Source organism: Bordetella genomosp. 9, assembly GCF_002261425.1.
GTDB lineage: Bacteria > Pseudomonadota > Gammaproteobacteria > Burkholderiales > Burkholderiaceae_B > Bordetella_C.
This window is the reverse complement of sequence record NZ_NEVJ01000003.1, coordinates 2,930,688-2,951,063: the sequence shown is the minus strand read 5'-3', so window position 1 is coordinate 2,951,063 and position 20,376 is coordinate 2,930,688. Positions and strand designations below refer to the sequence as shown.

General features: G+C 65.8%; 21 protein-coding genes, 1 tRNA gene and 1 riboswitch. Of the genes, 12 read left to right on the top strand and 10 right to left on the bottom strand.

Annotated features, from left to right (window positions below; genetic code table 11):
- Positions 1-194 precede the first annotated feature (194 nt).
- Entirely contained in the window at positions 195-1,112 is a 918-nt protein-coding gene (locus CAL26_RS24435; protein WP_094849251.1) for a c-type cytochrome, read from the bottom strand.
- Positions 1,113-1,361: 249 nt separating this feature from the next.
- Between CAL26_RS24435 and CAL26_RS24430 the strand changes: the two genes are divergently transcribed.
- Positions 1,362-1,436, top strand: a tRNA-Arg gene (locus tag CAL26_RS24430).
- Positions 1,437-1,714: 278 nt separating this feature from the next.
- On the opposite strand, the gene CAL26_RS24425 is transcribed toward CAL26_RS24430, so the two are convergent.
- The 4 genes from CAL26_RS24425 to CAL26_RS24410 all read right to left on the bottom strand — a co-directional run bounded on the left by CAL26_RS24425 (position 1,715) and on the right by CAL26_RS24410 (position 5,185).
- Positions 1,715-2,935 carry a type II toxin-antitoxin system HipA family toxin gene (locus CAL26_RS24425; protein WP_094849250.1) on the bottom strand — a complete coding sequence of 407 codons (1,221 nt, stop codon included), beginning with the start codon at positions 2,933-2,935 and terminating at the stop codon, positions 1,715-1,717.
- Positions 2,925-3,194, bottom strand: coding sequence for a helix-turn-helix domain-containing protein (locus tag CAL26_RS24420; RefSeq protein WP_094849249.1), 270 nt, complete (start codon positions 3,192-3,194; stop codon positions 2,925-2,927). The genes CAL26_RS24425 and CAL26_RS24420 overlap by 11 nt, the downstream gene beginning before the upstream one ends.
- Positions 3,195-3,297: 103 nt before the next feature.
- Positions 3,298-4,044 (bottom strand): SDR family oxidoreductase, encoded by a 747-nt coding sequence (locus CAL26_RS24415; RefSeq protein ID WP_094849248.1) that lies wholly within the window; start codon positions 4,042-4,044, stop codon positions 3,298-3,300.
- A 244-nt stretch (positions 4,045-4,288) separates the two neighbouring features.
- Entirely contained in the window at positions 4,289-5,185 is an 897-nt protein-coding gene (locus CAL26_RS24410) for a LysR family transcriptional regulator (protein ID WP_094849247.1), read from the bottom strand.
- Positions 5,186-5,243: 58 nt separating this feature from the next.
- Here CAL26_RS24410 and CAL26_RS24405 point away from each other — a divergent pair, with 58 nt between their 5' ends.
- Complete coding sequence (locus tag CAL26_RS24405; protein ID WP_094849246.1) at positions 5,244-5,720, top strand: MaoC family dehydratase; 477 nt, start codon at positions 5,244-5,246, stop codon at positions 5,718-5,720.
- A gap of 31 nt (positions 5,721-5,751) precedes the next feature.
- Complete coding sequence (locus CAL26_RS24400; protein ID WP_094849245.1) at positions 5,752-6,741, top strand: Bug family tripartite tricarboxylate transporter substrate binding protein; 990 nt, start codon at positions 5,752-5,754, stop codon at positions 6,739-6,741.
- A gap of 31 nt (positions 6,742-6,772) precedes the next feature.
- Here CAL26_RS24400 and gcvA read toward each other — a convergent pair whose 3' ends face one another.
- Complete coding sequence (gene gcvA, locus CAL26_RS24395; RefSeq protein WP_179283472.1) at positions 6,773-7,681, bottom strand: transcriptional regulator GcvA; 909 nt, start codon at positions 7,679-7,681, stop codon at positions 6,773-6,775.
- 228 nt (positions 7,682-7,909) lie between these two features.
- Here gcvA and CAL26_RS24390 point away from each other — a divergent pair, with 228 nt between their 5' ends.
- The 4 genes from CAL26_RS24390 to leuB all read left to right on the top strand — a co-directional run bounded on the left by CAL26_RS24390 (position 7,910) and on the right by leuB (position 12,081).
- Positions 7,910-8,869 (top strand): Bug family tripartite tricarboxylate transporter substrate binding protein, encoded by a 960-nt coding sequence (locus tag CAL26_RS24390; RefSeq protein ID WP_094849243.1) that lies wholly within the window; start codon positions 7,910-7,912, stop codon positions 8,867-8,869.
- 76 nt (positions 8,870-8,945) lie between these two features.
- A complete protein-coding gene (leuC, locus tag CAL26_RS24385; protein WP_094849242.1) occupies positions 8,946-10,370 on the top strand; it encodes a 3-isopropylmalate dehydratase large subunit in 1,425 nt (474 codons plus the stop codon).
- A gap of 3 nt (positions 10,371-10,373) precedes the next feature.
- The gene (leuD, locus tag CAL26_RS24380; RefSeq protein ID WP_094849241.1) at positions 10,374-10,979 is read left to right on the top strand and encodes a 3-isopropylmalate dehydratase small subunit; all 606 of its coding nucleotides are present in this window, start codon (positions 10,374-10,376) and stop codon (positions 10,977-10,979) included.
- 25 nt (positions 10,980-11,004) lie between these two features.
- Positions 11,005-12,081, top strand: coding sequence for a 3-isopropylmalate dehydrogenase (gene leuB, locus CAL26_RS24375; RefSeq protein ID WP_094849240.1), 1,077 nt, complete (start codon positions 11,005-11,007; stop codon positions 12,079-12,081).
- Between the two features lie 53 nt (positions 12,082-12,134).
- Here leuB and CAL26_RS24370 read toward each other — a convergent pair whose 3' ends face one another.
- The 3 genes from CAL26_RS24370 to gshA all read right to left on the bottom strand — a co-directional run bounded on the left by CAL26_RS24370 (position 12,135) and on the right by gshA (position 14,864).
- Positions 12,135-12,614 (bottom strand): DUF2214 domain-containing protein, encoded by a 480-nt coding sequence (locus tag CAL26_RS24370; protein ID WP_094849239.1) that lies wholly within the window; start codon positions 12,612-12,614, stop codon positions 12,135-12,137.
- Positions 12,611-12,997, bottom strand: coding sequence for a DUF6152 family protein (locus CAL26_RS24365; RefSeq protein WP_094849238.1), 387 nt, complete (start codon positions 12,995-12,997; stop codon positions 12,611-12,613). The genes CAL26_RS24370 and CAL26_RS24365 overlap by 4 nt, the downstream gene beginning before the upstream one ends.
- 298 nt (positions 12,998-13,295) lie before the next feature.
- The gene (gene gshA, locus CAL26_RS24360) at positions 13,296-14,864 is read right to left on the bottom strand and encodes a glutamate--cysteine ligase (RefSeq protein ID WP_094849237.1); all 1,569 of its coding nucleotides are present in this window, start codon (positions 14,862-14,864) and stop codon (positions 13,296-13,298) included.
- 187 nt (positions 14,865-15,051) lie between these two features.
- Here gshA and CAL26_RS24355 point away from each other — a divergent pair, with 187 nt between their 5' ends.
- Positions 15,052-15,612 (top strand): hypothetical protein, encoded by a 561-nt coding sequence (locus CAL26_RS24355; protein WP_094849236.1) that lies wholly within the window; start codon positions 15,052-15,054, stop codon positions 15,610-15,612.
- 16 nt (positions 15,613-15,628) lie between these two features.
- Here CAL26_RS24355 and CAL26_RS24350 read toward each other — a convergent pair whose 3' ends face one another.
- On the bottom strand, positions 15,629-15,859 hold the full coding sequence (locus CAL26_RS24350) for a helix-turn-helix domain-containing protein (protein ID WP_094849235.1): 231 nt from the start codon (positions 15,857-15,859) through the stop codon (positions 15,629-15,631).
- 219 nt (positions 15,860-16,078) lie between these two features.
- A riboswitch (SAM riboswitch) is annotated at positions 16,079-16,157 on the top strand.
- On the opposite strand from CAL26_RS24350, the gene metX reads away from it, so the two are divergent.
- The 4 genes from metX (at position 16,147) to CAL26_RS24330 (ending at position 20,306) form a co-directional block, all read left to right on the top strand.
- A complete protein-coding gene (gene metX, locus CAL26_RS24345) occupies positions 16,147-17,451 on the top strand; it encodes a homoserine O-succinyltransferase MetX (protein ID WP_094849234.1) in 1,305 nt (434 codons plus the stop codon). Its footprint overlaps the riboswitch before it by 11 nt.
- Positions 17,448-18,050 (top strand): methionine biosynthesis protein MetW, encoded by a 603-nt coding sequence (gene metW / locus CAL26_RS24340; RefSeq protein WP_086067131.1) that lies wholly within the window; start codon positions 17,448-17,450, stop codon positions 18,048-18,050. The genes metX and metW overlap by 4 nt, the downstream gene beginning before the upstream one ends.
- A 37-nt stretch (positions 18,051-18,087) precedes the next feature.
- A complete protein-coding gene (locus CAL26_RS24335; protein WP_256988682.1) occupies positions 18,088-19,326 on the top strand; it encodes a muropeptide transporter in 1,239 nt (412 codons plus the stop codon).
- A 98-nt stretch (positions 19,327-19,424) separates the two neighbouring features.
- A complete protein-coding gene (locus CAL26_RS24330) occupies positions 19,425-20,306 on the top strand; it encodes a universal stress protein (protein ID WP_094849232.1) in 882 nt (293 codons plus the stop codon).
- Positions 20,307-20,376: the final 70 nt, after the last annotated feature.

Below are 20,376 nucleotides of genomic sequence, written 5' to 3'. Positions count from 1 at the left end.
CCACGATCGTGATCATAAGTCCTCTGGCGGTCCGTCCGCTTTTCTTCGTTGCCTATTCCCGAGCCCAAAAATACAAATCCCTACCGGGCGACTACGCCGGGTAGGGATCGGTAAGCTTGCGCGAGTCAACGGCTCGTTTGTGGCTTGCAATCGCCGCTGATGATTGCCGCCAATGACTGCCGCCTGCCAGTGCCTTACTTGGCGGCCTGCACCATATATTCCACGGCAGCCCGGATATCGGCTTCGGACGCGTTCGCCGCGCCACCCTTGGGCGGCATCGCGCCCTTGCCCGTGATGGCCGTCTTGACCATGGTATCCATGCCGGTCTGGATGTACTTGTCCCAATCCGCCTTGCTGCCGAACTTGGGCGCGCCAGCCACGCCCGCGGCATGGCAGGCGAAGCAGGTGGTCTTGTAAAGCTTTTCGCCCGCCGGATTCACGGCCGCCTGCTGGGCGGGTGCGGCAGCGGCGGGGGCTTGAGCTTGGGCCTGGGCTTGCGGCGCCGGCGCGGCAGGCTGTGCAGCCGCCTGGGCTTGCGCGGGCGCGGCAGCCGCCGCAGCCGGCGCTGCGCCAGCCTGGGCCTGATTGCCGGCCGGCTGGGCGGGGGCTTCGGGTTCCTTGAAGTTGCCGCCGGACTTGTTCGCCATGAACACGACCGCGCGTTCCACTTCGTAATCGCTCAACGAAGGATTGCCACCCTTGGGCGGCATCGCGCCCTTGCCGTGAAGGGCGATGTTGAACATCGTTTCCAGGCCTTCCTTGATGCGCGGCGCCCAGGCGGCCGTATCGCCGACCTTGGGGGCGCCGGCCACGCCCGCCGTATGGCAGGACGTACAGACGGAACTAAAAACCTGTTCGCCGGTCTTGAATACCTTGGGTGCGTTGGCGTCGACCAGTTCGAACCCGGCGACCGGGGCGATCCGCTTGTCGATGGATTCCGGCGTCAGGGCGTTGGACCCGACGCCGGCACGGCCGTACGAGGCCACCATATTGACCAGCATCAGGATGATGATGATCGGTACTAGAAATGCCAGAACGACCGTGACGATCAACTGCTTCGGGGTCTTGATGAGTGAGGCGTGTTCTTGTACGTATTCCTGCTCTTTGCTCATAACCTAATCCTGCTGTCGGGTACCGGGGCGCCTGGGGCGGATAAAGTACTACGGCGGGCGGAGACCTCCTCAGCTCTCCACCTGCGCGCGTGCAAACGCTGGATTATATAACGTAGGGGTGCGGGCCTTTATCACGATGGCCCTGCCCACGGTCGGCGCGTCCCTTCGCAGCGCAACAATCGGGCGGCGAGACGAGCCCAGAGCAGCGCCAAGCGGGGATTCCTGTTTTAGGTACAATACCGCCTCTTCGCGCCCGTAGTTCAATGGATAGAATGAGAGTTTCCGAAGCTCTTGATACAGGTTCGATTCCTGTCGGGCGCGCCAGAATATCAGCAGGTTAGGTGTTGTCGGTACCCACGCGGTGCCGGCGATCCACGTCAGACGCTACCGCAGCGTGCCGCCCAACTTCACGCAATCGATAGTGACACCCTCGTCGAGGCGATAGCTGTCTCCGGTAGCGACCGGGCGTGCCCATGCCAATGTTCCAATACGATGGCCGGACTTCACATTCGCAACCACATCAGCGCCGGAATGCCGCGCTTCGTTGGCTGCTGCCTGTAGCACTTCCGTGGTACCGCCGTACCAGCGCTACCCGGGATGGCTTATTGCAATCGCCGAACCCCTTTTTCGATTTCCACGCGCATGTCCGCCCAGATTGCTCCCGGGTCCGCCGCCGGACGATATTCGATCGCAGCCGTCACGATCTGATCGATGATTTCAGCGGGATGATCCAGCTGGCAATGTGCCTTTCCGAATGCAACTAGTTCATCGCGAGTTGGCCAGGCCTTCGTCTTGTTCAACTTGAGGGCTAGGGTGTCCTTCGGAATGTATGTGGTCGTGCACACGATGTCATACAACGGAGAAAGCCGGACGTCGTCGGATTGCGGCGTCGTGTACAGGAGCCCGAAGTTCTTCAGGTGTGCGTCGCCATTGCCTACAGCCACGGAAAGCGCCAGCGCCTTGAAGAATGCTGCCAGCGACGCGGACTTCCGTCTCGGGCTGGCCATCAGGCTGATCGCCTTGGCGACGTTCTCGTAGCTCGAATCGTACTTCTCCTGGTTCTGCCTCCCAGTCAGGGCCGTCATGTCTTCGAAGCCCAGGTACTGGCCTGTCGTTTGGTCGATATCGAACCGCTCGACGATGAACAGCTCCTTGTTGTCGGAAATCCAGAAGCGCGGAACTTGCAGCCCCGCCTGTCTGGCAATGGTCATGCAATGGAACTCGTTTTCCGCGAGCCCTTCATATTCGGCGCCGCCGGCCTTGATGATCAGATTGCGGTCCTTCAAATGACCGCGTTCGACCGTGTCCTTGTCCTTGGCGCCCTCATCCACCGTGGCCGGGACGAGCACCTTCGGCTGGACACCGGAAATGCCCGAAGAAGACGCATACCTTTCCGCCAGGTGGTCGAACAGGCTCTCGCTGCCTTTCCAGGCGAGAAGCGCACCAAGGTCTTCCGGCTTGACCGGCTCGACCTGCTTCTCCTGGACGCTTACGTTCACACGCCCAATGGTGTCCGCGCCCGTGAGCGCCAACAAGTTGAAGTCGTCGATCTTCATCGTCTTGCCGAAATGGTCGTGCATCCAACTCAGCAAATACCCTTCGGGCAAGTTCTGCCGGAATACACCCGGCAAGATGTTGGACGAGTATGTCTGCGCGCGCAGTGGCAAGACGAGGCTGATTTCGCATGCGGGGTCGTCGGTGCGGTAGCCGAAGACTATCTGTGATTCTCGCGAGAGGATGCCAGCGAAGCCTTGAGACGTATGGACGTAAAGATGCTTGAGCCGCGCCAAGGATTTTTGCTGCGCTCGGCGCTCAGTCGACATCGCTATCCTCGTCGTCGAAGATCTTGCGCAGTTCGTCTTCGGTTGGGCGGCGATGCGCTTCCGTGACTGCCAGGGTCAGGCCTAACGCGTTGAGGATACGCTCAAATTTACGAAAGCCGATGTCGGTGGTTCCAGAACCGCTTTCCAGCTCGATCAGCGTCCGGCGTCCCACGCCGGCGCGGGCGGCGAGGTCGGTCTGGGTGAGTCGCAGCGCGCGGCGCCGCTCAGCGATGAGATGGCCGATTTCGTCTGGAGTCATGTGCGTAATTTAGCACTTTCTGAGTGGAATGGCGCGAGTATGAGCAATATCCTGCACTTTTCGGGCCGCCCGTCGGCTCTGGGTTTTCCCTTTGTGGGCGGCTCTACCTTCCCCCCGCAACGTCGATGAAGCCGCCGGTCGTATAGGCAGCTTCGTCCGACAGCAGCCAAAGTATCGCAGCCGCGACTTCTTCCGCCGTGCCGCCACGTTTCAGCGGAACAAACTGCTTGACGCGATCCACGCGTCCGGGCTCGCCGCCGCTGGCGTGCATGTCGGTGTAGATGAACCCGGGACGAACGCCGTTCACGCGTATGCCGTCCGCCGCGACCTCATGCGCCAGTCCTATCGTCATGGTGTCCAGCGCACCCTTCGAGGCCGCGTAGTCCACGTACTCACCTGGCGATCCCGTCCGGGCGGCCGCCGAGGATACGTTGACGATCGCGCCACCTGAGCCGCCATGACGGCTGGACATGCGGCGCACCGCTTCACGCGCGCACAGGAATGCGCCGACGACGTTCGTGTCCAGCATCCGCCGCAGGCGTTCCGCGTCCATGTCCTCCAGGCGCATCTGCTGTTGCAGCATGCCGGCGTTGTTCACCAGGGCCGAGAGCGGGCCGAGCCTGCGGTCCGACTCCTGGAACATCGCCACCACGTCCGCTTCCACCGCGACGTTCGCCTGCAAGGCGACCGCCTCGCCACCGGCATCTCTTATCGCCGCCACCACTGACGACGCGGCCGCCTCGTCGCTCAGGTAGTTGACGCCCACCGCGTAGCCGCGCTGCGCCGCCAGCCTGGCCGTCGCCGCGCCTATGCCGCGCCCGCCGCCGGTAACGATCATGACTTTTTTCATATGAACTCCCGGAGGCCCGGATGCGGGCCGTTGAGCGTTATACCCCACGCCGTGATCGCTGCCGCGCAAGCCACACCAGCGGCACCAGCACCGAGGACACCAGCAACGCGGCGCCCGCCAAGCCGACGCATCGATAATGAATTGCTATCAGTGAAGGCTAAATCCCTATTGGACGGCGATCAACATCCTCGGCATAGTGCGTCTCATCGTTTTTGCCTGTGAGACAAGCATGTGCTGCGGGTTTCTATTCCGCCAAAGGATGCATGACGTCCTGCAACCTCTTGATCGTTGGGTTGCCGAAGCCACGAGCCACTACGAGCGACAAGTGCAGGGCGTCCCGAGCGTGTCGGTCGGCCAGGTCGATGAAGCGCACGTGGGGATTAGGGTACGCGCGAGCCGCGCCAGGCACCAGGGCGATCCCCATGCCGCTTGCCACGACGCTAATGATGGTTTGAACCTGGATTGCTTGCTGACCTGTTCGAGGCGTGAATCCGGCTTGCTCACACGTTCTCCTTGCAAGGTGATACAGGCCCGGAACTTCCTCTTCGGAGTGCATGATGAAGCACTCATCCCTCAGGTCGATGAGCCGTACCCGCCTCCGACGCGAAAGCGGATGAGATGCGGGCACCGACAGAACGAGGTTGTCGGTCTCGACGATGTTCGATTCGAACTCCGGGTGCTGGGAGAGAGTGCCTCGTACCAGCGCTGCGTCGAGTTCGTTCGTGTTCAGCATGCGCAGTAAACCCAGGCTGGTCTCTTCGCGTAAAGAGATTCGTACGTCCGGGTAGCGCGACCGGAATCGCGGCAACCTCTGTGGCAGAACGGAATAGGTCGCCGAACCGACGAAACCGAGACGCAGGGTGCCCATTTCTCCCAAGGCTATCCGCCGGGCTGAAATGCGCGCTTGATCCGCATGGAAAACGCTTCGCCTGGCATCGACGAGCAATGCCTGGCCAGCAGCCGTGGGCCTTACTCCCCTTGGAAGTCGCTCGAGCAACGTGACGCCTACCGCGAGCTCCAACTTCCGTATGGATACGGATAAGGCCGGCTGCGCGATATGGAGCGCCTGCGCCGCGCGACCGAAGCCGCCCAGCTCGACGATAGTGACGAATTGGCGTAACTGACGAAGGTCCAGATGCATGGGATCACGATCAAAGGACTTGCCGGTATGTGGCAAGGATCAACCAGGAGACGACATCATGAGCGCAGATGAACTTCCCACCTTGGGTCGCGGGTTTTACTGGCAGGAACTCAAGCTCGGTCAACGGTTCCAGACGTTCCGCCGTACGATCACCGAAGCCGACATCATCAATTTCATCAATACCACCGGCATGCTGGAAACGATCTTTACCGACACGACGTTCCGTGGCGGCGCCATCAAAGGTCGACCGGTTCCCGGCGGACTCACCTATGGGCTGATAGAGGGCATCTTGATGCAGTCCATGGTGCAAGGCACCGGGCTGGCCCTGCTGGAAGTCCACAAAAAGATAGTGGGGCCTGTCGTTGCCGGAGACACCATCGGCGCGGAAGTTGAAGTCGTGGGGATACGGCGCACCGCCAAGAGCGGCCGGGCCGTCGTGACGTCGGCGGTCAGCGTCAATAACCAGCGCGGCGCGGAGGTGATGCGTTATATCGCCGTTCGATTGTTGGCGGGCAAACCGGACAGCCGCCAGTAGCGGCGTCGGATAACAAAGGAGTCCGTATCTCATGGGGAATCATCGGCGCAAGGTCTTCATTGCGGCGCTCGCAGGCGCGGCGGCAATGACATGTCCGTGGGATGGCCATGCCGCGGCCGGCGCGGAATGGCCAACTGGACCGATCACCATGGTCGTGCCGTTCCCAGCGGGTGGACCGACCGATATGGTGGCGCGGATGCTGGCCCATCGCCTTGCTGGCTTCCTTGGGCAGGCGGTGGTGGTGCAGAACCTGGCAGGCGCCAGCGGGATCGTCGGCATGCGAGGCGTGGCCGCCGCGACGGCGGATGGGTACACCATTCTCTACAACACCTCGTCTCTGGTCCTGGCTCCCCACCTGTACCTGGATCCTGGTTTTGAAGCCGGCAGGGATTTCGATGCGGTGACTTCCACCGTGGCGATGCCCTTGGTGTTGCTCGTGCGTTCCGACGTACCCGTGACGGATCTTCACGCCTTCGTGGCGTATGGCAGGCAGATGTCGGGGAACCTGGCGTACGCCTCAGCCGGGGGTGGCAATGTGACGCACCTGGCCGCGGTTCTGCTCCTGCAAGCGCTGGACGTCCGGGCCATGCACGTACCGTATCGGGGAAGCGCGCCTGCCTTGGCCGGCTTGAACGGCGGGCAGACTCACTTCATGGTCAACCCGGTCGGTGATGCGCTGCCGCATATCCGTGCCGGCCGGTTGCGGGCACTGGCGGTGACCTCTCGGGAACGAGTCGTCGCCTTGCCAGATGTACCCACTATCGCGGAGTACGGCATCCCGGCATTTCAGGTGCAGGCCTGGCAAGGCGTGATGGTTCCGCGGGGCACGCCCGCTGCCGTCGTCCAACGCCTGAATACCGCAATCCTGCAGGCATTGATGCTGCCGGATATGCAAGAGCAGTTGGCCGCGCGCGGCGCACACGTGCTTGGATCGACGCCGGACGAATACGCGCGATACATCCATCAGGAATATCTGCGTTGGGGTGAGGTGATCCGGGAGGCCGCCATCCGGCCGGATTGACCCCTGGTGTTCTCGTAAACGGGACGCCGGATCACAGCAGCAGCCGCGACTCCATCTCTTCCGCTTCCTTCGCGATCCATTCTTCAAACGCCTGCACGCGCTCCGGCTTGGGCCGGTCGCTGCGGTACGCCAGGTAGTACGCGCCGCCGGTGTCGGTGCGCTGGGGCAGGGGGGCGACCAGGCGGCCGGCGAGCAGGTCGTCGCTGACGAAAGCCAGTTGCGCGACCATGACGCCGAGCTGGTCGATGGCGGCCTGGTAGGCCAGCGCGGCGTTTTCGAATTTCAGTCCGCTGTTGCCGTCGATATGCCCGACGCCGGCTGCCGCCAGCCAGGTAGGCCAGTCCTTGGGCCGGTTCAACGAACACAGCAGCACGTGGTTGGCCAGGTCATCAGGCGTTTCCAGGCGGGGCTCCTTGTTCAGCAGGCCCGGCGCGCAGACCGGCAGCAGGATTTCGCCGAACAGCCGCCGATAGCCGGGGCCGGTGGGCGGCTGGCTTTCCGAATGGATGCTGATGTCCACGTCTTCACGGTCGAAATCGGCGCGCAGGTGCGATGTGGTGATCTGCACGTCGATGTCGCGGCGCGCGGCGTGGAAGCGCGCCAGGCGCGGCACCAGCCATTTGATGGCGAAGGTCGGCGGCAGCTTGATGCGCAGGCAGCGTTCGTCGGGCTGCTGCTGCAACTGGCGGGTGGCTTGTTCGATCTGGTCGAGCGCGGCCTTGATGGTGCGGAAGTAGGCCTGGCCCGGTCCGGTCAGCTCGATGCCGTGGCGCCCGCGCACGAACAGCCGCGCCTTGGTCCAGTCTTCCAGCGTGGCCACGTGGCGGCTGACGGCGCCCTGGGTGACGCAGAGCTCCTCGGCCGCGCGGGTAAAGCTGGCGTTGCGCGCGGACGCTTCGAAAGCGCGCAGCGCGTTCAATGGTGGCAGTCGACGAGTCATTTGCTGCTCCTGATCGGCTTGGGCGCAGGCGCCGGGGCGCGGCGGGCTGGGGCCGCGCCCGTGCCGGCCGCGCCTGCTGCACCGGACGCCAGAAGAGAATCGCGGAAACGCCGGCTGGCCCAAGGCATGACTATTAATCATAGCTGACATGCCTTAATTTGCCTTGCCCGCGGAGAGCGGCGAGCCAAGAATAGCGCCGTATTCAAAACCAAAAATACGGAGACATTCATGAAAAAACTGCATGTCTGGGTGGCCGCCATGATGCTGGCCGCCTGCGGCGTGGCCCAGGCCGAGTATCCCGACCACCCCATCAAGATGATCGTGCCGTGGCCTCCCGGCGGCGGCGTGGACACCATGGGCAGGCTGGTCGCGCAGGGCCTGTCGCAGGAGCTCGGCCAGCCCGTCATCGTCGACAACCGTTCGGGCGCGGGCGGCAACATCGGCACCGAACTGGCCATGCGCCAGCCCGCCGACGGCTACAACCTGCTGATGGGGTCGATCAGCCCCAACGCGATCAACGTCTATCTGTACTCGCATCTGGGTTTCGACCCGGTCAAGGATTTCACGCCCATCACCTACGTGTCGGCCGTGCCCAACATCCTGGTGGTGCCGGCATCGTCGCCCTTCAAGACCATGCAGGAACTGGTCGCCTACGCCAAGGCGAATCCCGGCAAGCTGAACTACGGCTCGGCGGGCGTGGGCTCGTCGCAGCACCTGGCGGCGGTGCAGTTCATGGATGCCACCAAGATCAACATCGTCCACGTTCCGTACAAGGGCACGTCGCCGGCGGAAGCCGACCTGATGGCGGGCCACGTGTCGCTGATGCTGGACACGACGACCTGTCTGCCGCTGGTCAAGGCCGGCAAGCTGCGCGCGCTGGCCGTGGCGTCGCGCCAGCGGAACGACCAGTTGCCCGACGTGCCGACCCTGGACGAATTGGGCGTGAAGAACGTCTACGCATCGTCGTGGTACGGCCTGATGGGTCCCAAGGGCATGCCGCAGGACGTCGTCGACAAGCTCAACAAGGCCACCAATGCGGTGCTGAAGAATGCCGAGATCCGCCAGCGCATGCTGGACTACGGCGCCGAGATCGGCGGCGGTACGCCAGCCGATTTCACGAAGTTCATCAACGACGAGATCGTTCGCTACAAGCCCATCGTGGAGCTGTCCGGCGCCAAGCTGGATTGAGCGCCAAGGCCATCCCGACAAAAGGCAGCAGACAGCGTTCGAAGCCACCCACCACTCAACTTACCCGCCGACATCCATGTCCAATGCCTCCGCGCCTCGCACGCTGTTCGACAAGATCTGGTCCAGGCACCAGATCCTGCAGCGCGACGACGGCACCAGCCTGCTTTACGTCGACCGCCATCTGGTCCAGGACGGTTCGGCGCCCGCCTTCGCCATGCTGCGCGACCGCGGCCTGAAGGTGCGCAGTCCGCAGCGCAGCTTCGCCACGCCCGACCATTACGTGCCCACCGATACGCGTGAACTGTCGACCATCGCCGATCCCGAGAAACGCGCCATGGCGAATGCCTTGCAGCAGGACGCCAAGGAAGCCGGCATGCAGTTCTTCGGCCTGGACGATCCCCGCCAGGGCATCATCCACGTGGTCGGTCCCGAACAGGGACTCAGCCTGCCGGGCATGCTGATCGTGTGCGGCGACAGCCATACGGCGACGCACGGCGCCATGGGCGCGTTCGCCTTCGGCATCGGCGCGTCCGAAGTCGCCCATGTGCTGGCCACCCAATCCATCTGGCAACGCAAGCCGCCGACGATGCGGGTCGTCGTGGAAGGTCGCCTGCAGCCCGGCGTGGCCGCCAAGGACATCATCCTGGGCATCATTGCCAGGATAGGCGCGGCCGGCGCCACGGGGCATGTCATCGAATATGCGGGGCCGGCCATCACGGCGCTGTCGATGGAAGGCCGCATGACGGTGTGCAATATGTCCATCGAAGCCGGCGCGCGCGCCGGCATGGTGGCGCCGGACGATACGACCTTCGCCTGGCTGCACGGACGGCCCTACGCGCCGTCCGGCGCCGCGTGGGACGAGGCGGTGGCGCAGTGGCGCACGCTGCCCACCGACGCCGGCGCCAGCTTCGATCGTGAAGTGGTGCTGGACGGATCGGCGCTGCAACCCATGGTCACCTGGGGCAACAGCCCCGAGGATGCGTTGCCGATCTCCGGCCGCGTGCCCGATCCGGACAGCGCCGCCGATGCGGGTCGGCGCGCCGCGATGACGCGCACGCTGGACTATATGGGCCTGAAACCGGGCATGCCGCTGACCGACGTGACGGTGGATCGCGTGTTCATCGGTTCCTGCACCAACGGCCGCATCGAGGACCTGCGCCAGGCCGCGGCGGTGGCGCGCGGCAAGCGCGTCGCGCCCGGCGTGCAGGCCTGGGTCGTGCCGGGTTCTCAGCAGGTCAAGCTGCAGGCCGAGCAGGAAGGACTGGATCGCGTTTTCCGTGACGCGGGTTTCGAATGGCGCTTCGCGGGCTGTTCGATGTGCCTGGGCACCAACGGCGACCAGGTCGCCCCGGGACAGCGCTGCGCGTCCACCTCGAACCGCAATTTCGTGGGCCGCCAGGGGCCGGGGTCTCGCACCCACCTGATGAGCCCCGCCATGGCGGCCGCCGCCGCCGTCAGCGGGCATCTGGCAGACCCGCGCCCCTTGCTGGACAGGAGCTGATCCATGGAAGCCTTCCAACGACTCGACGCCGTGGCGCTGCCGGTGCTGCGCAGCAATGTCGATACGGACCAGGTCGTGCCGGCGCGCTATCTGCAGAAGCCGCGCAGCGACGATTTCGGCGCGTACCTGTTCAGCAATATGCGCTTCAACAAGGATGGTTCGGAGAACCCGGATTTCGTGCTGAACCAGCCGCCCTACAGGGCGTCGCGCATCGTGGTCGCGCAGCGCAATTTCGGCTGCGGTTCCTCGCGCGAACATGCGGTGTGGGCCTTGTACGACTATGGCGTACGGGCAGTCATCGCGCCCAGCTTCGGCGACATCTTCTATTCCAATTCGCTGAAGAACGGCCTGCTGCCCATCGTGCTGCCCGACACGACGGTCGCGTCGCTGCTGCAGCAGATCCAGGATCAGCCCGGCGTACACATCGTCGTCGATCTGGTGGCGCAGACCGTGACCGCGCCGGACGGCGGCATCTACTCGTTCCAGATCGATGCCTTCCCCAAGCAGTGCCTGCTGGAAGGCATGGACGAACTCGACTACACCCTGACGCTGGGCGATCGCATCGCCGATTTCGAACGCCGGCTCGCCACGCCCGCCGCGCAGGGCTGACACGCTTACCACTGAAGGAAAATCCATGAAAATCGCAGTCATGCCGGGCGACGGCATCGGCCAGGAAGTCACCGCGCAGGCGGTCAAGGTACTGCATGCCGTGCTGGGCTCCAGCGCCAGTCTCGAATTGACCGAAGCCGCGATCGGCGGCGCCGGCGTGGAGGCCGCCGGCGATCCCTTGCCGGCGAAGACGTCGGAAATCGCGCGCAAGGCCGATGCGATCCTGTTCGGCGCCGCCGGCATCCCCGGTGACGAAGCCATCCCTTATGCGATGCGGCCCGGCGCCAGCCTGCTGCGCCTGCGCAAGGAGCTGGAAATCTTCGCCAATTTCCGCCCCGTATTCCTGTTCCCCGAACTGATCGACGCGTCGACGCTGAAGCCGGAAGTGATCCAAGGCCTGGACATGCTGATCCTGCGCGAGCTGAATGGCGACGCGTATTTCGGCGAGCCGCGCGGCATCCGCGTGAACGAGAAGGGCGAGCGCGAAGGCTACAACACCATGCGCTACAGCGAGTCGGAAGTCGAGCGCATCGCCCACGTCGCCTTCAAGGCGGCGCGCGGCCGGCGCCGCAAGGTCTGCTCGGTCGAAAAGGCCAATGTGCTGGAGGTCGGCCAGCTGTGGCGCGAGGTAGTGATCAAGGTGGGCCAGCAGTACCCCGACGTCGAACTGACGCATCTGTTCGTCGACGCGGCGGCGATGATGCTGATGCGCAATCCCAGGCAGTTCGATGTGATGGTCACCGGCAATATCTTCGGCGACATCCTGTCGGACGCGGCGGCGATGCTGACCGGCTCGATCGGCATGCTGCCGTCGGCGTCGCTGAGCTATGGCCAGAAGGGGCTGTACGAGCCGGTGCACGGCACGGCGCCGGACATCGCCGGCAAGAACCTGGCCAATCCGATTGCATCGATCCTGTCCATGGCCATGATGCTGCGCTACAGCTTCGACCAGGCCGCCAACGCGGAGCGTGTCGAGGCCGCCGTGCGCAAGGTGCTGGCCGATGGCCTGCGCACCCCCGACATCATGCAGCCCGGCTGCCAGCGCGTCGGCACGGAGGAGATGGGCGATGCCGTGGCAATGGCGGTGAAGAAGTCGGGCTGATACGCGCGATGACGGGTGTCACGGCGACGGGTGGCGTGGCGGCGGAAGCGGCACTACAGGAAGCCGATCCAGCGGCCGGCCACCACGGCGCCCAGCCACAAGGCCAGGGATGCCGCGGCATGCGCGCGCAGCCTGCGCGGGACACCCGCGCCTTGCAGCGCGGCGCGCCAGTGCGGTCCGGCGTGGACCCACAGCGCATTCAGGATGCCCGCGGCGATCACTGCAAGCTTGATCAGGAAAGCCCGATTGCCCAGGTACTCGTCGGGCTTCACCGAGAACAGCAGCAGCCCCGTCAGGGCCGCACCGGCCAGCCCGCCAGCCGCCAGGTGCGACAGGTAAGGGCCGGCCTCGCGCAGCGGCGGTGTTGCGCGCGATCGCAGCAGGCGCAGGTCCAGCGCCGTGATGGCGCCGATCAGCACTCCCAGGGCTGCGATGTGCGCGGCATTCACCAGCAGATAGCCGAGCGCCGATTCGCGCAGGAAGAGCGCGGGCGGCAGGCCGGCCAGCCACGACGCCAGGTCGTCCGGCGTCATCGCCCGATGCGTTCGGGATAGATGTCGTAGGTCTTGCCGCCCACGGATATCTGCACGGCCTTCATGCGCTTTTCCGCGTGGTCCCTGGCACGGTTGCCGACGGCCTTGATGGTTTGTCCGGCCTTGGCGGACTGGTCATTGAAGCCGGATTCGCGCGTCTGCGTGGGGTTGCCCAGTTCGACCCGCCACACGCCGTCATTCTGCGTCTGCACGTCCAGATAGGGATGCGGCGGCGCGACGACCACCTTCTGCACGACGCCGGTCAGGGTCATCTGCTCCGTATCGGCCCACGACCAGCCGTGATGGGCGTGCGCCGAAGCGGAAAACACGAGCGGCAATGCGAGCGCCGTGATGCCGGTGGCGATGGATGAATAGCGGTTCATGGGGCTGACTCCTCTGCTTTTTATGGTGGCCGGCCACGCCCGCGACGTGGCGGCCGCTGGGGACGCGCCGCTTACCGGGCGTTCAGCCTGGCGTCGCTTTGCGTGGTGTAGACCAGTTCATCAACCGGATAGCCTTCGGCGCGGGCGATCGACCTGGCCTTGTCCAGCGCCGCCGTGGGAAGCTGCGGCGTAGGCAGTCGGGCGATTTCGTACCACTTGCCCAGGATGCAGGCGCGCCAGGACGAAACGTCCGGCGCCGGTTCCGATCATACGCGCGGAATGTCGCTGCCCGCGCGGGTCACTTGGGCGGCTTCAGGGCCTGGTGGTAGCGTGCGACGTATGTATCGAAATCCATCGTGTCGCCGGCCTCGATCGCGGCCTGGTCGGCCAGCGAGGCGCGCGCCGTTTCGGCGTACCGCGCCGCCTTGCCGGATTCCAGCGGCGAGGCCAGCAGGGTATCGGCATGCTGGCGGCTCTGCCGCAAGGTGTATTCCAGGAAGCTGGCGCCGCTGCGCTTGAGCTCATCCAGCAGGCGCGCCGACGGCGTGGACTGCGGTTCGTCCAGCTTGCCGGCTTGCGCGGCCACCGCCTGCCGGTAGGCCGTCCCGCCATACGCGGCGTCCAGCAATTCGGCATACGGCAGGATGCGGTCGAGCAGTTCCTTGCCCCAGATGCGCAGGGACACGGACGCGCCTTCGCGCACCAGTTCCAGTCCGGGCCGGCGGCCTTCGTTGACGACACGGTTGAAGTTGCCCGCGCTGGTGCTACAGAAGCCGGCGTCGTCGAAATACGGGCTGTCGCTGGTGGCGCAGAACAGCAGGAAGGCATCGGCGAACCGCGCCGTGTCGGCGGCGATGCCGACGGGCTCGAAGGGATCGATGTCCAGGCAGCGGACTTCCACGTACTGGACGCCACGCTCGGCCAGCGCGGTGATGGGGCGCTCGCAGCGGCCGGTGGCGCGCTTGGGCCGGATGCTCGAGTAGTACTCGTTTTCGATCTGCAGGACGTTGGTGTTCAGCTGGATCCACTCGCCGTCGCGCTTGGTGCCGATGGCCTCGTAGGCGGGCCAGGGCATCGTCACCGCCGCGTACAGGCGTTGCAGGAAGGTCGACAGATCGTTGTAGCAGGGCTTGAGCTGGGACTGCGCCGGATTGTGATAGCCCAGGTCGCCCATGCGCAGGCTGGTGGCGTAGGGCAGGTACAGGGTATCGGCGTCCAGCGATTGCAAGGGGTGTTCGCGGCCGCGCAGGAAGTCCTTGGACAGGGCCGGCGCGGCGCCGAACAGGTACATCAACAGCCAGGAATAGCGCGTGAAATTGCGGATCAGGCCGATGTAGCCGGCCGAGCGGCGTTCCTGCTCGCTGGCGCCCGGCGGCTCCAGCAAGGTCCAGATGCCGTCGTCCAGCGAAAAGTTGTAGTGCACGCCGGCGATGCACTGCATGGTCTTGCCGTAGCGATGCGCCAGCCCGCGGCGGTAGACATGCTTGAGCATGCCGGTATTGGACTTGCCGTACCAGGCGATGGGAATGTCCGCCTCGGACGGCAGGGCCGCCGGCATGGACTGGTTCCAGATCAGTTCGCCGCCCAGGTTGGCGTTGACGAAACGATGAATGTCCGCCAGTTCGCCCAACAGGCTGCCGATGTCGCGGTGGGTGCCGGTGATCAGCTCCAGCAGCGCTTCGGAATAGTCGGTGGTGATGTGTTCGTTGGTCAGCGCCGAACCCAGCGCGACCGGATGCGGCGTACGCGCCAGATGCCCGTGGTCGTCGACCCGCAGGCCCTCTTTTTCGATGCCGCGCAGGGTACGGGTAAGCAGATCCCGGTTGGCGTCCAGGCGGGCGTATCGACGGGCGGAAATATCGGTCACGGCAGGCTTCTTTCTTATGATCCAGGTTGATGGAGGCTGATTTTACGGGTTGCGTCCATGGGTGCGTCGAGTAACCCGTGCCGGCCAGGGCCTATCCTGGCGCCCGCTGGCGGCGGCCCGGTCCCGGGCTTGGGCGACAATGACGCATGACCGTTATACGCCGATCGGTCGGGGGAGCGATACAACGATGCCGCGAGGACGATACAACAGGCGCCACTTTCCGGCCGGGCAGGGCTGCTGGTCCGTGGCGTTGGTGGCGCTGTGCCTGACGCTGCTCGGCGCCTGCACGCCGACCTACAACTGGCGCGAAGTGCAGATCGCCGACGGCGCGGCCCGCGCCAATTTTCCCGCGCGTCCCGACACGGATACGCGCAGCATCGGCCTGGGCGGCCGCATGCTGCGCTTTTCCCTGACGTCGGCCAGGGTGGACGACGCGGTGTTCGCCGTGGGATACGCCCCCTTGCCGCCGGACCTGGCCGGCGACCCGGCCGGCCAGCGCGCGCTGGCGGCGGACCTGGTGAGATCCCTGCATGAGAACCTGCACGCCACGCCGCCGGCCGTGGCGCCGGACTATGGCGTGGACGTGACGGTCCGCGGCCAGGTGGGCGGCCACCCCGTATGGGCATTGGCGCGGGTGTGGGTCCACGACGGGATGCTGGTGGAAGCGGTCGCCACCGGGTCGGAACGGGGACTGCCGGAGGCGCAGGCGCGCGAGTTCGTCGGCTCGCTGCGTTTCAATGGCCGTTGAACGGCCGGGCGCCCGCTCAGTGCTCGCCGCCGTCGACGCGGCAGGCGGCCAGCAGGCCGCAGGTCAGCGCCGTGGCCACGGCGGCGCGGCGGTTGCGCGCGCACAGCTTGCGGCAGGCGTTCTGCAGGTGGAAATTCACGGTCCGCTCGGTAACGCCGAGGATCATGGCGGTTTCCCGGCTGGTCTTGCCGGCTGCCGCCCATTGCAGGCAGGCAGCCTCGCGTTCTGACAACTTCTTTTCTGGCATCGGTGCATCGTTGCCGTGACGGCGGGATGAAGCGGGAAGGCGGGAATGCCGGCGATGGTGCGATAGCCGTCGGCCGCGGCCCAGCGATGACCCGAATGGGAATTGCGGCGGCGATTCCGCTCCGGCGGGACCGTGGCGGCAGGTCCGAGGGCGCGGCCCGCGGCCGACCGGGGCCCCTTGGGTCTGCAGGGTTCCGGCCGAGTGCTAGAATCAGCCCTTCATTTCGGTGGCGCCGATTTGCCTGATCCGCTTGCGGGCGCCTGATAAATCCAGCTAAAGAGGTCTGCATGACTGCAACCATCGAGCAATCCGCTGGCGCGGGCGTATCCGCGCAACCTGCCGGTCAACGCGCTGCCGCCCCCGTATCCACGTCGGCCGTAGCCGCCGGCGTCCCGCCCGCCGCGCCGCCCCCGGCGTCCCATTCCGTCGGAGTGGTGGCGCCCGTCTTCCTGAAATTCACCGAGCCCCTGCTGCTGGCCAACGGCCAGTCCCTGCCCAGCTACGAACTGGCGGTGGAAACCTACGGCACCTTGAACGCCGAGCGCAGCAATGCGGTGCTGGTATGCCACGCGCTGAACGCCTCGCACCACGTGGCCGGCATCTCGGCGGACGACCCCAAGGATATCGGCTGGTGGGACAACATGGTCGGTCCGGGCAAGCCCGTCGATACCGAGCGCTTCTTCGTGATCGGCATCAACAACCTGGGCTCCTGCTTCGGTTCGACCGGGCCGGCCAGCATCAATCCGGAAACCGGCAAGCCCTGGGGCGCCGCCTTCCCGGTGCTCACGGTCGAAGACTGGGTGCACGCCCAGGCGCGCGTGGCCGACCATTTCGGCATCGGCCGGTTCGCCGCCGTCATGGGCGGTTCGCTGGGCGGCATGCAGGCCCTGAGCTGGGCCACCGCATGTCCCGACCGCGTGGCGCATTGCGTGGTCATCGCCAGCACGCCGCGCCTGTCGGCGCAGAACATCGGGTTCAACGAAGTGGCGCGCCGCGCCATCATCACGGACCCCGATTTCCATGGCGGCGATTATTACGCCCATGGCACGGTGCCGCATCGGGGCCTGGCGGTCGCGCGCATGCTCGGGCACATCACCTATCTGTCGCAGGACGACATGGCGGAGAAGTTCGGCCGCACGCAGCGCGAACCCGGCGCCAATGGCGAGTACCGCTACGGTTACGACGTCGAATTCGAAGTCGAATCCTATCTGCGCTACCAGGGCGAAAAATTCTCGCGCTATTTCGACGCCAACACCTATCTGCTGATTACGCGCGCCCTGGATTACTTCGATCCGTCGCGCACGCATGGCGGCGACCTGGCGCGTTCGCTGGCGGCGGCGAGCGCGGGCTTCCTGCTGGTGTCCTTCAGCACGGACTGGCGTTTCCCGCCGGAGCGATCGCGCGAGATCGTGCGGGCCCTGCTGAAGAACAACCGCCCGGTCACCTATGCGGAGATCGACGCGCCGCACGGCCACGATGCCTTCCTGCTGGACGACGCGCGCTATCACGCGGTGGTGCGCGCCTATTACGACCGGATCGCGCATGAGCTGGGCTTGCCGCCCCGCGCGCTCGAACCCAGGGGGGCCGAATGATAGCGGGTGCCCGCACGGAACTGCGCGCCGACCTGGCGCGCATCGCCAGTTGGATCAACCCGGGTTCGCGCGTGCTGGACCTGGGATGCGGAGACGGCGAATTGCTGGCGTGGCTGCGCGATCAGCGCCAGGTGCGCGGCGCCGGTGTCGAAATCGACGACCATTACGTGATCGCATGCGTGCGCCGCGGGGTGGACGTGATCCAGCAAAACCTGGAAGATGGCCTGGCGCTGTTCGACGCCGGCCAGTTCGATACGGTGGTCCTGTCGCAGACCCTGCAGTCCATGCATCGCAGCGAGCATATCCTGCGGGAAATGGCGCGCGTGGCGAAGTACGGCGTCGTATCCTTCCCCAACTTCGGTTATTGGCCGCACGGCTGGTCCATCCTGCGCGGGCGCATGCCGGTGACGGGACAGATGCCTTACGAGTGGTACAACACGCCCAACATTCATTTGTGCACGCTGCGCGATTTCGAGGACCTGGCCGCCAAGCTGGGGCTGCGCATTCTGCAGCGGGCCACGTTCAACGACGACCGCGAAGTCAAGCTGTTGCCCGGATGGCGCAGCACGCTGGCGGTCTATCGCTTCGCCGCCGGTTGAATGCCGGCCGGCAGGCCCGCTGTCACGGAGACCAGGTATTTCGTCCGCCGCCCGCCTTTACACAAGCCGCCGTGTCGCGCCCATGCTGGCGCTGGGTTTTTCCAGCGGACTGCCGCTGGCGCTGACCAGCGGGACGCTGCAGGCCTGGGCCACGGTGGCCGGCGTATCGCTGCAGGACATCGGTTTCCTGACGCTGGTGGGCACGGCCTACACTCTCAAGTTCCTGTGGGCGCCCCTGATCGATCGTTATGCCGTACCCATCCTGGGACGCCGGCGCGGCTGGATGCTTGCGACGCAATTGGCCCTGGCGGTGGGCATCGCCGCCATGGGCATGCTGTCGCCGGACAGCGCGCTGATGCCGCTGGCCCTGCTGGCGGTGGTGGTCGCCTTTCTGTCGGCGACGCAGGACATTGCCTTCGACGCCTACAGCACCGACGTCCTGCATAAGGACGAGCGGGGCGGCGGCGCGGCCGTCAAGGTGCTGGGGTACCGCATCGCCATGCTGGTATCGGGCGGCCTGGCCCTGATCCTGGCCGATGGCTGGCTGGGCTGGGGCAATACCTATGTGCTGATGGGCGGCCTGATGGCGATCGGCGTGCTGGCCACGCTATGGGCGCCGGAGCCCGAGCGTCCCGCGCCGTCGCCGCCCTCGCTGCTGGAGGCGGTGGTGGAGCCCCTGCGGGAGTTCTTCTCGCGCCGCGGCGCCATCAGCCTGTTGGTCCTGATCGTGCTGTACAAGCTGGGCGATGCGTTCGCCGGCGCCCTGTCCACCACCTTCCTGCTGCGCGGGGGCGGCTTCACGCCGACCGAAGTCGGCACGGTGAACAAGCTGCTGGGTCTGGCGGCCACCATCGTGGGCGCGCTGGCTGGCGGATCCATCATGGCCCGCATGGGCCTCTACCGGTCGCTGATGCTGTTCGGCGTGCTGCAGGCGGTGTCCAACCTGGGCTACTGGCTGGTCGCGCTCAAGCCCGGCAGCCTGCCCCTGATGGCGGCCGCCGTGGGCCTGGAAAACCTGTGCGGCGGGCTGGGCACGGCGTCCTTCGTGGCGCTGGTCATGGCGTTGTGCAAGCAGGAATTTTCGGCCACGCAGTTCGCGCTGCTGTCGGCGATGGCGGCGGTGGGCCGCACCTATCTGGCCGGACCGCTGACGCCGGTCCTGGTCGACCGGATGGGCTGGGCGCCGTTCTTCCTGGTCACGGTGCTGATCGCGCTGCCCGGGCTGGTGCTGCTGTACCTGCGCCGGCGTGAAATCCAGGCGCTGGACCAGGCCTAGCCTCCCTATCGGTTTTTCGCGCACCCCGATTCCTTCGGCGCATTGTCGTTTTGATTCCTGCGCGGTCATAATGGCTTCGTTGCTCACGGAGGCCATTCATGTCGACGTATGCGCATTCCCAGCCCGCCGCCCCCATCCTGGTGGCTACCGACCTCAGCGCCCAGGGCGATCGTGCCCTGGATCGCGCCGTGGCGCTGGCCCGGATACAGGGCGCCCGCCTGATCGCCGTGCACGTGATGGAGCCCGGCATGCCAGCTGGCGCCGGCGGCGCGCCGGCCTGGCATCGGCTGAGCGAAGACCATCGGGCATGGGCACGCTATCGCCTGGGCCTGGACCTGGATGCCGCCGGCATCGACTGCGATATCCGCGTGGAAAGCGGCGATGCCGCGGAACAGATACTGGCGGCGGCGCAGGCATCGTCCTGCGGCCTGGTCGTCACCGGCGTCGGGCGCAACGAATCGCTGGGCAAGCTGCTGCTCGGCTCCACCGTGCGCAAGCTGGTGCGCCAATCGGCCGCGCCGGTGCTGGTGGTGAAGAACCGTCCGCACGGACCGTATCCGAAGGGCATCGTCGCCACCGACTTTTCGCCCGAATCGGGCCATGCGCTGCGGCTGGCGGCGGGGCTGCTGCCCGGCACGCCGCTCACGCTGTTCCACGCCTGCGACACGGTGCTGGGCATGCCCGGCGACGCCGCCCATGCGCCGGAGGCGCTGCAGCGGGACCTGGACAACGAGATGCACCGGTTTCTCGAGGCCCATGGCGATCTGCCGCCCGGCGTGCCGGCCGACACCGTGGTGCAGTACGGAGAGCCCGAAACCGTCTTGTCGGAGTATGTTTTCCAGCAGCGCTGCGATCTGGTGGTCGCCGGGGCGCAGCGCATGAAGGGCATCATGGGCGCGATGGTGGGTAGCGTGGCGGAACGCCTGCTGGAGTCGCTGCCTAGCGATGTCATGCTGGTGCGTGGCCAGACGGCACCCTAGCAGGCGTGCCGGGCGCGCGGCGTGCTCACGGCAGGCGCCGCGCGACAAAAAACGAGAATGGACGCGGGGG

Coding starts and splice junctions, on each gene's coding strand:
- CAL26_RS24435 (WP_094849251.1), bottom strand. CDS start 1,112: ATGAGCAAAGAGCAGGAATACGTACAAGAACACGCCTCACTCATCAAG.
- CAL26_RS24425 (WP_094849250.1), bottom strand. CDS start 2,935: ATGTCGACTGAGCGCCGAGCGCAGCAAAAATCCTTGGCGCGGCTCAAG.
- CAL26_RS24420 (WP_094849249.1), bottom strand. CDS start 3,194: ATGACTCCAGACGAAATCGGCCATCTCATCGCTGAGCGGCGCCGCGCG.
- CAL26_RS24415 (WP_094849248.1), bottom strand. CDS start 4,044: ATGAAAAAAGTCATGATCGTTACCGGCGGCGGGCGCGGCATAGGCGCG.
- CAL26_RS24410 (WP_094849247.1), bottom strand. CDS start 5,185: ATGCATCTGGACCTTCGTCAGTTACGCCAATTCGTCACTATCGTCGAG.
- CAL26_RS24405 (WP_094849246.1), top strand. CDS start 5,244: ATGAGCGCAGATGAACTTCCCACCTTGGGTCGCGGGTTTTACTGGCAG.
- CAL26_RS24400 (WP_094849245.1), top strand. CDS start 5,752: ATGGGGAATCATCGGCGCAAGGTCTTCATTGCGGCGCTCGCAGGCGCG.
- gcvA (WP_179283472.1), bottom strand. CDS start 7,681: ATGACTCGTCGACTGCCACCATTGAACGCGCTGCGCGCTTTCGAAGCG.
- CAL26_RS24390 (WP_094849243.1), top strand. CDS start 7,910: ATGAAAAAACTGCATGTCTGGGTGGCCGCCATGATGCTGGCCGCCTGC.
- leuC (WP_094849242.1), top strand. CDS start 8,946: ATGTCCAATGCCTCCGCGCCTCGCACGCTGTTCGACAAGATCTGGTCC.
- leuD (WP_094849241.1), top strand. CDS start 10,374: ATGGAAGCCTTCCAACGACTCGACGCCGTGGCGCTGCCGGTGCTGCGC.
- leuB (WP_094849240.1), top strand. CDS start 11,005: ATGAAAATCGCAGTCATGCCGGGCGACGGCATCGGCCAGGAAGTCACC.
- CAL26_RS24370 (WP_094849239.1), bottom strand. CDS start 12,614: ATGACGCCGGACGACCTGGCGTCGTGGCTGGCCGGCCTGCCGCCCGCG.
- CAL26_RS24365 (WP_094849238.1), bottom strand. CDS start 12,997: ATGAACCGCTATTCATCCATCGCCACCGGCATCACGGCGCTCGCATTG.
- CAL26_RS24355 (WP_094849236.1), top strand. CDS start 15,052: ATGCCGCGAGGACGATACAACAGGCGCCACTTTCCGGCCGGGCAGGGC.
- CAL26_RS24350 (WP_094849235.1), bottom strand. CDS start 15,859: ATGCCAGAAAAGAAGTTGTCAGAACGCGAGGCTGCCTGCCTGCAATGG.
- metX (WP_094849234.1), top strand. CDS start 16,147: ATGACTGCAACCATCGAGCAATCCGCTGGCGCGGGCGTATCCGCGCAA.
- metW (WP_086067131.1), top strand. CDS start 17,448: ATGATAGCGGGTGCCCGCACGGAACTGCGCGCCGACCTGGCGCGCATC.
- CAL26_RS24330 (WP_094849232.1), top strand. CDS start 19,425: ATGTCGACGTATGCGCATTCCCAGCCCGCCGCCCCCATCCTGGTGGCT.